This is a genomic window from Aeromonas sp. S11(2024) (genome assembly GCF_041402345.1).
Classification (GTDB): Bacteria; Pseudomonadota; Gammaproteobacteria; order Enterobacterales; family Aeromonadaceae; genus Aeromonas; species Aeromonas veronii.
In genome coordinates this window covers 1-10,562 of the sequence record NZ_JBGLRC010000048.1, presented here as the reverse complement: position 1 = coordinate 10,562, position 10,562 = coordinate 1, and the positions used below count along the sequence as shown (strand labels likewise).

At 59.9% G+C, this 10,562-nt stretch carries 9 protein-coding genes and 1 pseudogene; 4 read left to right on the top strand and 6 right to left on the bottom strand.

Going from position 1 to position 10,562, the window contains the following annotated elements; all coding sequences use genetic code 11:
- Positions 1-134 precede the first annotated feature (134 nt).
- The 3 genes from ACB040_RS20440 to selD are packed head-to-tail and all read right to left on the bottom strand — an operon-like array spanning position 135 to position 2,951.
- Entirely contained in the window at positions 135-779 is a 645-nt protein-coding gene (locus ACB040_RS20440; RefSeq protein ID WP_338774945.1) for an MBL fold metallo-hydrolase, read from the bottom strand.
- A gap of 22 nt (positions 780-801) precedes the next feature.
- Positions 802-1,917 (bottom strand): tRNA 2-selenouridine(34) synthase MnmH, encoded by a 1,116-nt coding sequence (mnmH, locus tag ACB040_RS20435; protein ID WP_338774944.1) that lies wholly within the window; start codon positions 1,915-1,917, stop codon positions 802-804.
- Positions 1,914-2,951 carry a selenide, water dikinase SelD gene (gene selD, locus ACB040_RS20430; protein ID WP_139443683.1) on the bottom strand — a complete coding sequence of 346 codons (1,038 nt, stop codon included), beginning with the start codon at positions 2,949-2,951 and terminating at the stop codon, positions 1,914-1,916. The genes mnmH and selD overlap by 4 nt, the downstream gene beginning before the upstream one ends.
- Positions 2,952-3,355: 404 nt before the next feature.
- On the opposite strand from selD, the gene ACB040_RS20425 reads away from it, so the two are divergent.
- Positions 3,356-3,784, top strand: coding sequence for a GNAT family N-acetyltransferase (locus tag ACB040_RS20425; protein ID WP_338774943.1), 429 nt, complete (start codon positions 3,356-3,358; stop codon positions 3,782-3,784).
- Positions 3,785-3,818: 34 nt separating this feature from the next.
- Here ACB040_RS20425 and ACB040_RS20420 read toward each other — a convergent pair whose 3' ends face one another.
- The 3 genes from ACB040_RS20420 to ACB040_RS20410 form a co-directional block, all read right to left on the bottom strand.
- Positions 3,819-5,003 (bottom strand): acyltransferase, encoded by a 1,185-nt coding sequence (locus ACB040_RS20420; protein WP_338774941.1) that lies wholly within the window; start codon positions 5,001-5,003, stop codon positions 3,819-3,821.
- A 345-nt stretch (positions 5,004-5,348) separates the two neighbouring features.
- Positions 5,349-6,542: a class I SAM-dependent methyltransferase gene (locus ACB040_RS20415; RefSeq protein WP_338774940.1), complete on the bottom strand. Its 1,194-nt coding sequence runs from the start codon at positions 6,540-6,542 to the stop codon at positions 5,349-5,351.
- A gap of 113 nt (positions 6,543-6,655) precedes the next feature.
- The gene (locus ACB040_RS20410) at positions 6,656-8,086 is read right to left on the bottom strand and encodes a methyl-accepting chemotaxis protein (protein ID WP_338774939.1); all 1,431 of its coding nucleotides are present in this window, start codon (positions 8,084-8,086) and stop codon (positions 6,656-6,658) included.
- A gap of 82 nt (positions 8,087-8,168) precedes the next feature.
- Between ACB040_RS20410 and ACB040_RS20405 the strand changes: the two genes are divergently transcribed.
- The 3 genes and pseudogenes from ACB040_RS20405 to ACB040_RS20395 all read left to right on the top strand — a co-directional run.
- On the top strand, positions 8,169-8,441 hold the full coding sequence (locus tag ACB040_RS20405) for an acylphosphatase (protein WP_005345583.1): 273 nt from the start codon (positions 8,169-8,171) through the stop codon (positions 8,439-8,441).
- Between the two features lie 15 nt (positions 8,442-8,456).
- On the top strand, positions 8,457-9,323 hold the full coding sequence (locus ACB040_RS20400) for a CHAD domain-containing protein (protein ID WP_338774938.1): 867 nt from the start codon (positions 8,457-8,459) through the stop codon (positions 9,321-9,323).
- 237 nt (positions 9,324-9,560) lie between these two features.
- A pseudogene (locus tag ACB040_RS20395) lies at positions 9,561-10,454 on the top strand (IS5 family transposase); the annotation flags it as partial.
- Between the last annotated feature and the right edge of the window lie 108 nt (positions 10,455-10,562).

Below are 10,562 nucleotides of genomic sequence, written 5' to 3'. Positions count from 1 at the left end.
GAAGTCGAGAGCATGGGCGATACGCATAAAAAATCCGAAACCAATCAACAGGTTTCGGATTTTCACACAACAGAAGGATCGGTCAATGGATCCTTAACTGATCGGCATTAGCGGAACACCGCTGCCTTTTTTGATCACCAGATAGGCTGGGTCAGGTAGGGGTTGCTCACCTTCTCGCGGCCGAAGGTAGAGCTGGGGCCGTGGCCCGGGATAAAGACGATTTCGTCCCCCAGCGGCAGCAGGGTCTCGGTGATCGACTTAATCAGGGTCGCGTGATCGCCACGGGGGAAGTCGGTGCGGCCGATGCTGCCGGCAAACAGCACGTCGCCAACCCAGGCGAGTTTTTCGGCCTGGTTCAGCAGCACGATATGGCCCGGGGTGTGGCCGGGGCAGAAGTAGACATCCAGTTCGCACTGGCCAACCTGCACCTTGTCACCCTGCTCCAGCCAGCGATCCGGCGTGAACGCGGGGGTATGGGCGAAGCCGAACATCTGGCTCTGCTGGGGCAGCATGTCGAGCCAGAAGGCGTCCTCCTTGTGGGGGCCGGTAATGGCGACGCCGGTTTTTTCCCGCAGCTCGGCGGCGGCACCGACGTGATCCAGATGACCGTGGGTCAGCAGTATGTGGGTCAGGGTCAGGCCGCGCTTGGCGATGGCGGCCAGCAGTTTGTCCGCTTCGCCGCCCGGATCGATCAGGGCCGCCTGATGGGTCTCGTCACACCAGATGAGGGAGCAGTTCTGGGCGAACTGGGTGACCGGGATCACCTCGAATTTCAACATAGAGTTCCTCTCTTGGGATGGGTCAGCTGCGCAACGCGCTGGCATGCTGCTCGGCGAAATAGTCGAGACAGGCCTGTTTGTCACCGCGGAATACGATGCGCTCCTGCTTGTTGCCAAGCTGGTAGAGATACATGGGGTCGTAGTAGCGGGTCAGCAGCAAGGTGATCCAGGCTAGATGCAGCGCGGTATCGCCGCTCTTTTCCTGCTCGGTGAGGGCGGTCTGCATCAGGGCATCCAGCTCGCGGTGGGCCTGATCGCCGAGACGGCGCTTGAGACGGGCCAACGCATCGGTGAGGTAGGCGGCAAACAGCGGCCAACCGGCTTCCTGGCCATACATGGCTTGATAGCGCAGCCAGAGATCGTGCACGTAATCTTCACGGATCTGCTCGGCGCGATCGATTTGCGGAACATCCACCACCACCAGCGGCGCCTGACTCATGGCCTCATGGAGGGAGAGGGGCAGGCAGCAGCGGCCAATCAGGCGACTCTCATCTTCCACCACGAAGGCATGCTCGCCCTGATGGCGGCGCTTGAGCAGCTCGATGGCCATGTTGTTTTCAAAATTGATGTTGCTGGGCTGGCCGCCAGGCAGCTGACCAAACGACGAGCCCCTGTGATGGGCGTGTCCTTCCAGATCGAGCGCTTGGGCCACGTGGTCCAGCATATGGGTCTTGCCGGAGCCGGTCATGCCGGTCAGCACAGTCCAGTGGCACTCGGCAGAGGCCTTGTCCTGGGTGTCGATTAGGAAACGGCGCAGCTCCTTGTAGCCACCGGCGACGCGGGGGCGAGTCACCCCGGCATCAGCCAGCCACTGTTGTACGGTTTGCGAGCGCAGGCCGCCGCGAAAGCAGTAGAGCAGGGCATCGGGCTGCTTGCGCAACTGCGCCAGCCAGCCTTCGAGTCGTTCGGCACGTACTGCTCCCCCCACCAGCTTGTGTCCAAGCTCAATGGCGGCGGCCTGACCCTGCTTCTTGAAGCAGGTCCCCACCTGGGCGCGCTCATCGTCTGTCATCAAGGGCAGGCTGGTCGAGCAGGGGAAGGCCCCCTCCTTGAACTCGATGGGGGCGCGCACATCAATCAACGGCACATCGCCTAAAAAAATCTGGGCGTAGTCCGTGGCCAGTGGCAATTCACTCATTGGACAATCTCGATAAAGCGGGAGCCCTCAAGGGGCTTGATCTGACCGATGGGCGAGAGTTCTAGCCCAGCGTCTTGCGCGATGGCGAGCAGCTCGGCTTCGCTCTCTTTACCCACGGCGACCAGCAGGCCGCCGCTGGTTTGTGGGTCGCACATGATGTTGCGGGTGCGATCGTCCATGGCATCCAGCTTGTGGCCGTAGGAGTCGTGGTTGCGCAGGGTACCGCCCGGTACGCAGCCCTCGGCGAGGTAGTAATCTACCTCGTCCAGTAGCGGCAGCGCCTTGAAGTCGAGGCGGGCGCTGACGCCAGATCCTTCGCACATCTCCAGCAGATGGCCCGCCAGACCAAAACCGGTGACGTCGGTCATGGCGTGCACACCCGGCAGCTCGGCAAAACGCTGGCCGATCTTGTTGAGGGTGCACATGGCGTTGGGGGCCAGTTGCTCGTGTTCGGGTTTCAGCTTGCCTTTCTTTTGGGCTGTGGTGAGGATACCGATACCAAGGGGCTTGGTCAGATAGAGGGTGTCACCCACCTTGGCGGTGTCGTTCTGCTTGATGGCATCTAGAGGCACGATACCGGTGACCGCGAGGCCGAAGATGGGCTCTGGGGCATCGATACTGTGACCACCGGCCAGCGAAATCCCCGCTTCGTGGCACACCTGACGGCCGCCGTCGATCACCTGCTGAGCCACTTCGGCGGGCAGGGTATTGATGGGCCAGCCGAGGATGGCGATGGCAACGATGGGCTTGCCCCCCATGGCGTAGATATCGCTGATGGCGTTGGTGGCGGCGATGCGGCCAAAGGTGAAGGGGTCATCGACGATAGGCATGAAGAAGTCGGTGGTGGAGACAATGCCCTGACCGTTGCCGATATCGACCACGGCCGCGTCATCTTTGCTGCTGTTGCCAACGATCAGGGTCGGGTCGTTGAAGCCCGGGATCTGGCTCTTGAGGATGGTGTCGAGTACCTTGGGAGAGATTTTGCAGCCGCAGCCAGCGCCGTGGCTGTATTGGGTCAGACGAATGGAAGACATACTTACCCCTTTTATTTGCAAACAGAGCAGAGGCTCTGTGGAGCCGTCTTGGTCAATGGGCGGCCTTGTAGAAAGGAAGACAAGAAGCCGCAAATATGGGTGGCCTCGGTGCCAACAGGGGCAGCGATGACTGGCAGTTATGAAGGACCGCCAGGCCGGACGGGGAAGAAAAGGGCGACAAGGTGCGCCAGCGCAGCCCCGCCAAGGGCCACAGGACGGGGCATTATGCCACATTTGCCCCTTGGGGTTCGAACAGGAATTCACATAAACAGCAGGGAATTGCCCTCAGTTCCCTGTCATCTGTCTGGATCCGGCGCTGGCTGATTGATTGCAGTACAGATGCAGCAAAGAGCACGTCAAAGTGCAACAGCGCGTGCAACCACAACCCCGCGGAGGAGAGCTTAGTGACCACCACATTTTTGGTTAACCACCCCATCACCTCGGCGCAGTTTGCGGCGTTGTTGGCGCAGACCTCGTTGGGGGCGAGACGGCCGCTGGACCATCCCGCCACCCTGCAGGGCATGCTGGATCACGCCAATCTGCTGATCACCGCCTGGCAGGGCGAGACCCTGGTCGGAGTGGCCCGCTCGGTGACCGATTTTCATTTTTGCTGCTACCTCTCGGATTTGGCGGTAGCCGAGTCGGTGCAGGGGCAAGGGATTGGCAAAGCCCTTATTCGCGAGACGTTTTTGCAATTGCAGCCGGGCTGCAAGCTGATCCTGCTGGCCGCACCGCAGGCGGTGGCGTACTACCCCAAGCTCGGATTTAGCCAGCACCCGAGCGCCTGGGTGATGAGCAATCTGGATGAACTGGTGCTGGATGAGTTGGCATAAGCCCGTCAACTCATCCAGACAGGGTGAGATTAACTTATCCGGCTTGCTCCAGCGTCGGTTGTCGTGACTTGCCCCAGCGGCGCAGGCGCCGTTGCAGTGGTCGCTCCAGCAGGTGGTAACTCAACGCCGAGAGCCCGATCAGCACCGCCAGCATCAGCAAGGTTGCCACTACCCCCAACAGCGGATTGGTCTGGCCATACCACCACTCGGTGAGCCCCGGCGCCAGATAATGAATGAGCTCGCAGCCGGTGAGTAGCACCAGCGCATGGAGCAGGTAGATGGAGTAGGAGAGATCCCCCAGCCAGTTGGTGAAGCGGTTATCCAGGAGGTGCAGCAGCGGGCTCTGGCGCTCCCCCTGTGCGGCACAAATCCAGATCAGCAGCACGTAGGAGCTGATCAGCAACAGAGTCAGCTGTGGCGTCATGGTGAACTGCATCAGCACGAAGGGCAGCACAAAGGCGATCAAGAGCGGCAGATCCCGCTTCATCATGGGGAAGTTTTTCGCAGCCTTGACCCTCGGCAGCAGCCAGAGGCCGAGCACAAATTCACTTACCCCGCGCCCCACCGCCAGCGCCCCGCTGGTGACATCCAGGGTGCCGCGACTGTGCACGATAAAGGCCAGCACCGTCAGCGCCAGTAGGGGGGCGAGATGGCTCCAGCGACTGCGGGTCACCGCCAGCGGGATCAGCAGCGGGAACAGCAGGTAGCTGATCCACTCTACGCTGAGAGACCAGGCGGCGAAGTTCCAGGTCAACCCGTGATCGGTTACCACCTGCAGCAGCAGTAAGGCGCTGGGCAGCGCTTCGGCTGGCGTGAAGGGGGAACCGAAAGGCGGCATCCCTTCCCACTCCCACATCTTGAACAAGGGGCCGGCATAGAAGCCTACTCCGTGCTGCGCCTTGTAAAGTTCCCAGCCGACCAGCAACAGCAGGGTCACCAGATAGAGGGGGTAGACGCGGGTCAGCCGCAGCCAGAGAAAGCGGCCATAGCCCACGGTGCGGGGCGTGCGGGTGAAGGCCTCCCCATAGACATGTGCCAGCACCACGCCGCTCAAAATAAAGAACAGGTCGACCCAGAGGTAGCCATTCTCGATGAGTTGGGTGTGGCCTGCGATCGACTCCATCCACTGGGGAAAGAGCAGCAAGCGGGCATGGAACAGCACCACCATCAGGGCAGCGATGCCCCGCAGCGGCGTTAACAGCGGCAATGATTGATTCATATCGGGATCCCTTGTGATGTTCAGCTTGGCCTGACATCGATTTTTGTTGTTGTACCGCCTATCACTCCTGACGGGTCGGTTGCCCCGGCTTGTCTGCCGCAGGCGGGATCACACTACGGAAAAGAGAGTCATACGGGTGTGATTTGAATCATAAATGTGCAGTTATTGTGCAAAGTAATTTAAACAGAGAAGAAGTGGGGCGCTGGCAGCAAAAGAGGAGGAGAGGAAACACCAATAAAGCAGAGAGGGGGAATCGGGGCGAGCGTCAGGCTCAGGCACCATACGATGCAAAGCAATCAGGCCCGCAAGGGGCCTGATTGATCACAAGGAGAGGGTGGTTGCCGATCAGCGGGCGCGTACCACCAGTCCCTTGAGGTAGAAGCCTTCCGGATAGGCGGTACCGATGGGGTGATCGGAGGCCTGGGAGAGCAGCTCCAGGATCTGGGCATCGCGACCGGCATCGAGCGCCGCATCGGCAACGATCTTCTGGAACAGGCTCTGCTCCATCAGGCCGGAGCAGGAGTAGGTCAAGAGCACGCCACCCGGCGCCAGCAGTTGGAACGCCAGCATGTTGATGTCCTTGTAGCCACGGCAGGCACCCAGCAGCTGCGCCTTGCTCTCGGCGAACTTGGGCGGATCCAGCACGATGACATCGAATTTCTCGCCCTTTTCGCGGTATTCACGCAGCAGCTTGAACACGTCGTGACGGACAAACTGGGTGTTGCTGGTATCCAGCCCGTTCAGCTCGGCATTCTGGCGGGCAATATCCAGCGCATTTTGGGAGAGATCGACGTTGACCACTTCCTTGGCGCCGCCCTTGAGGGCATAAACGCCAAAACCGCCGGTGTAGCAGAAGCAGTTGAGCACCCGCTTGCCTTCGGTGTACTTGGCGGCAGCCTGACGGTTGTCACGCTGATCCAGATAGAAACCGGTTTTGTGGCCGTTACGAATATCCACCAGGATCTTGACGCCACAGTTCTCTTCGATGACCACCGGCTCGCTCGGGGTCTCGCCATAGATGACGCCGGTGCGCTCTTTCAGTCCTTCCTTCTTGCGCACTGCCACATCGGAGCGCTCATAGATGCTGCACTCTGGATAGAGGGTACGCAGTGCTTGCGTTATCAGCTCACGCTGGAACTCGGCACCGGCGGAGAGAATTTGGCACACCAGAAAATCGGCGTAGCGGTCGATGGTCAGACCCGGCAGACCGTCGGATTCGGCGGCGCAGAGGCGATAACCGGTGAGACCCTGACGCTTGATCAGCAGATCGCGAGACTCCTGCGCATATTTGAGACGACGGATAAAGAAGTCGAGATCGACGGTTTCATCCTTGTCGAAGGTCCAGACCCGGGCACGGATCTGGGAGCTGCCTGACCAGGCGCCACGGGCGAGCCACTTGCCATCGTTGGCATAGATCTCGACGGTATCGCCGTCAATGGGGTTGCCCTGAACCCGCTCAATCCCCTTGGAGAAGATCCAGGGGTGGCGACGCAGCAGGGATTTTTCGCGGCCTTTGACGAGATAGATGGAAGCGCTCATGGATGTTTGCCGATGGTAGAAAGAAAAGGGGCCACATTCTATGTGGCCCGCAGGTAAAACTCAAACAACCCTGTGTAATGGATGGGGTTGCCCTGATCTGACACCTCATACGGTCAGAGCTTAATTCCCTTGAGTGCCTGGGTCAGCTCGCTGGCGGTGGCTTTCAGCCCCTGCGTGCCAGCTACCGAGGCGCTGGCGGATTCTTCCACCTGCGCCGCTTCATGGCGCACCTGATCCAGATTGTGGGTGATCTCGGCGGCGAACGAGCTCTGCTCTTCGCTCGAGGTAGCGATCTGGGTGCTCATCTCCAGCACCGCATCGCTGTGGTTGCTCAGCTTCTCGATATCGAGCCCCACCTCGCTGATGAGCTGCTGGCTGCTGGCGGCACGCCCCACGGTTTTCTCCATGATCTCGTTCAGCGCCCCGGTACCGGTCTGCAGCTCTTCGATCATCTGCTGGATCTCCACCGTCGCCTGCTGGGTACGGCTGGCGAGGGTACGCACCTCATCAGCTACCACCGCAAAGCCGCGACCCTGCTCACCGGCACGGGCCGCTTCGATGGCGGCGTTGAGGGCCAACAAGTTGGTCTGCTGGGAGATGGCGTTGATGACGTTGACCACCTCGTTGATCCGGTTGGCGTTGTGGGTCAGGCGCTCGACCGCGCCGGAGGCGTTGCCAATCTCGTCGGCCAGGGTGCGGATCGCCTCTATGGTGCGGGCTACCCGGTTGGCGCCATTGGCCGCCTCTTCGCTCGACTGGCGGGTTTGTTGCAGGGTGTCGTTGGCATTACGCGCCACTTCGCGGATCGCCGCCGACATCTGCTCCATGGCGGTGGCCAGCGAATCCATGTGCTGGCGCTGGGAACGCGCCATGGTTTCGCCTTCGCGGGCATGGTCACGAAACTCGTCGGCGGCCATGGTCAGCGCTTCGGCAGACTCTTCCACCAGTTTGACGATCTGGTGCTGGCGGTCGGTAAAGCGGTCGATGCTGCCCGCCAGGGTGGAGAACTCGTCGCGCACCGGAAAGAAGTTGAGACGGAAGGTGAGATCCCCGTCCGCCACGGTTTGCAGCGCCTTGTTGGTGGAGTAGAGCGCACCGGAGACAAAGGTCATCATGTAGTGGATCACCAGCGCCATCAGGGCGGCCAGCGCGCCGATCAGGAGCAGGGTCGAGCCCTGACCCTCCCACATGGAGAGGTTGCCGGTATCGAGATCACCGGTGACGTAGCCCGCCTGACCCGCTGGCGCGGTAAATAGGTAGTGATCTCCTTGTTGCTGCAACCCGCTGCTGCCTTGCCGGGCCAGACGCAGATCAGCAGGCAACATCAGAGTGGGCTGCTGGCTGACCAGCTGCGCCGTGGTCTCGACTCGTTGCTGCAACTGCGCTACCCGCAGGGAGATCTCCTGCTGATGGCTGGCCGCCAGCATATACCAGCTGAGAAAGGCGATGATGAAGAGAGGCAACCAGAACGCGATATGGAATTTTTCACTGATGGTGAGGTGAATGAGATAGCGGTCAACCCACCGGAATTTAACTTCTTTCATAATGGAGCTGCATCCTGCAGAGATAGAGTGTCGGGCACATTATCGTCTCGGGAATTTTTTTCTTAAGCGGAAGGTGTGAGAAATGGGAGAGCAATCGTTTGTCATTCGGGTGTGGGGGCAGGTGCAGGGGGTGGGATTTCGCTATTTCACCCGTGAGCGGGCGCTGCAACTGGGTTTGCGGGGCCATGCCTACAACCTGGAGGATGGCTCGGTGGAGATCCTCATCAGCGGCCCCGCGCAGGGGGTACAGATGATGCTGGGCTGGCTGGAGCATGGCCCGCGCACCGCTCGGGTGACCCGGATGGAATATGAAGAGGCGCTGCCGCCCACCGGTCAGGGCTTTCACACCAACTGAAGGGGCGGAGACGAGATGGACGCTGACAAGGAAGGTCTGTTGCTGACTCAGGCAACAAGCTGGGTCGCCCGTTATCAGGAGGCGGCGCGAGCGGTGCGCGAAGAGGCCAGTGGACCGGCCGTGCATGGCTACCGTATCGCAGCGCGCCGCTTGCTGGCGCTGCTCGCCCTGTGGCGACCACTCACCTATCATCCCGAGCTGGAGCGGCGTCTGCTGCGCTCGGTCGGGCGGCTTTCGGCGCTGCGGGATGCTCAGGTCTACGCCGAGCGTTTTGGCAAGCCGCCTGCCAGCACGGGAAATACTCACAAATCTGCCTGTCGCGTACCCCTGTTGTCACGGCGACTGGCCCGCTGGCTTGCGGCGGCGGCGCAGGTGCAGGATCAGTGGGCATTGGCGTTCCTCTATCAGCAGCATCTGGCCCTGCGCCTTGATGAGGCGCAGAGCGCTCTCGATGAACCTATTCCCTGCGTTGTGAAATCTGCCAGCTCCCGTAAGCAACAGTTGCGCCGCTGGCATCGGCTGCGCCTCGAGATCAAGCAGGCCCGTTATGGCGTGGAACTGTTGCTGGATCTGGGGAGTGGAGATCCCGGCTGGTTGAGCACCCTGACTCACTGGCAGGAGCGACTCGGCCAGTTGCAGGATTGGCGTCAATGGCGGCGGAGGTTGCGAGCAGAGCAGGGGGGCACCTACAAGCAGACGAAACTGCGGCAGCAGTTGAAGGGGAAGATCACCGCCCGCTTGCGTCAACTGGACTGCCAGCAGGCGGAGCTGGTGGCGCTCAAACTGGCGATGCAGGCAGGCCACAACATGAATGACATGCCAAGTCGGGTGGTCAGCTATTCAGAACAAAATGTATCGTCCGCCAAGTCAACCGGTGGATAGCCCCGAGACCGCAATCTGCGGACGTCATCCGCGACCAGCATCTACAAAAGCTATCCAGGCCAAACAGGGGAGACAAAAAAGAGAGGCCGTTTGGCCTAATGCCGATCAGTTAAGGATCCATTGACCGATCCTTCTGATGTGTGAAAATCGGCGTTGTTTCCCAAATCGATGCAGCTTGAATGTAACTAACTGAGGGTTCGGTGATCTGATCACCACCATCCTCTTCAACTCTGCATTATGGGCACGTCGCTTCACCCCATCACCAACTGACCTCAATACAACAAGTCTTTGATTAACCGTGGTTCACTCACTTTCTGGGTTGATGCCGAGGCCATGAGAAACTGGTTTCACCACGACCATCATGGGCGGTGGGGCCGCAGCCAGCTTTACACTGACCAGACCATCGCAACCTTCCTGATGCTCAAGGGGATTTTCAACCTCACTCTACGAGCAACACAGGGACTGCTCGACTCCCTGTTCGAGTTGATGAACGTACCGCTGTGTGCGCCGGACTATAGCTGCGTCAGCAAGCGAGCACGCTCGGTGACTGTGGCTTATCGACAGCCCCCAAAGGAACGTATTACCGACTTGGTTATCGACTCAACCGGGCTGAAGGTGTTTGGGGAAGGCGAGTGGAAGGTCAGAAAACACGGTTCGGAGAAGCGGCGAGTGTGGCGCAAGTTGCATCTGGCGGTAGACCCGGTGACCCACGATATCGTGGCGGCGGAAGTCTCACTGGAAAATGTCCATGATGCCGAGGTGTTGCCCACCTTGCTCAACCCTCTGCGGCGTAAGCTGGGACATGTTTATGCGGATGGTGCCTATGACAGCAAAGCCAGCCATCAGCTTATCTCGCGCAAAGGGGCGACAGCCTGTATCCCGCCTCGTAAGAGCGCGGGGTTATGGAAAAAGGGGCATCCAAGAAATGAGGCCGTGCTGGTGATGCGCAAGAAATGGCTGGCGCACTGGAAGAAGATATCGGGGTATCACCGTCGCTCGCTGGCAGAGACGGCGATGTATCGGCTCAAGCAATTGCTGGCGGGGAAAATCAGTCTGCGTAACTACAACGGCCAAGTGGGAGAAGTCATGGCGTATGTCAGCGCCATAAATAAACTGAATACCCTTGGCCTGTATGGAGATGGTATTCACCTGACAGTTGCCCACAAAAGGGAGTGGTCATACGGCTTCAAACCGGATAACAAAACGGTACCCCTACCGTGTTATCCGGAGTCACCGTAT

Bases quoted from the DNA above. Each gene is read 5' to 3' on its own strand.
- mnmH (WP_338774944.1), bottom strand. From the start codon at position 1,917: ATGAGTGAATTGCCACTGGCCACGGACTACGCCCAGATTTTTTTAGGC.
- ACB040_RS20415 (WP_338774940.1), bottom strand. From the start codon at position 6,542: ATGAGCGCTTCCATCTATCTCGTCAAAGGCCGCGAAAAATCCCTGCTG.
- ACB040_RS20410 (WP_338774939.1), bottom strand. From the start codon at position 8,086: ATGAAAGAAGTTAAATTCCGGTGGGTTGACCGCTATCTCATTCACCTC.
- ACB040_RS20420 (WP_338774941.1), bottom strand. From the start codon at position 5,003: ATGAATCAATCATTGCCGCTGTTAACGCCGCTGCGGGGCATCGCTGCC.
- ACB040_RS20405 (WP_005345583.1), top strand. From the start codon at position 8,169: ATGGGAGAGCAATCGTTTGTCATTCGGGTGTGGGGGCAGGTGCAGGGG.
- ACB040_RS20440 (WP_338774945.1), bottom strand. From the start codon at position 779: ATGTTGAAATTCGAGGTGATCCCGGTCACCCAGTTCGCCCAGAACTGC.
- ACB040_RS20400 (WP_338774938.1), top strand. From the start codon at position 8,457: ATGGACGCTGACAAGGAAGGTCTGTTGCTGACTCAGGCAACAAGCTGG.
- selD (WP_139443683.1), bottom strand. From the start codon at position 2,951: ATGTCTTCCATTCGTCTGACCCAATACAGCCACGGCGCTGGCTGCGGC.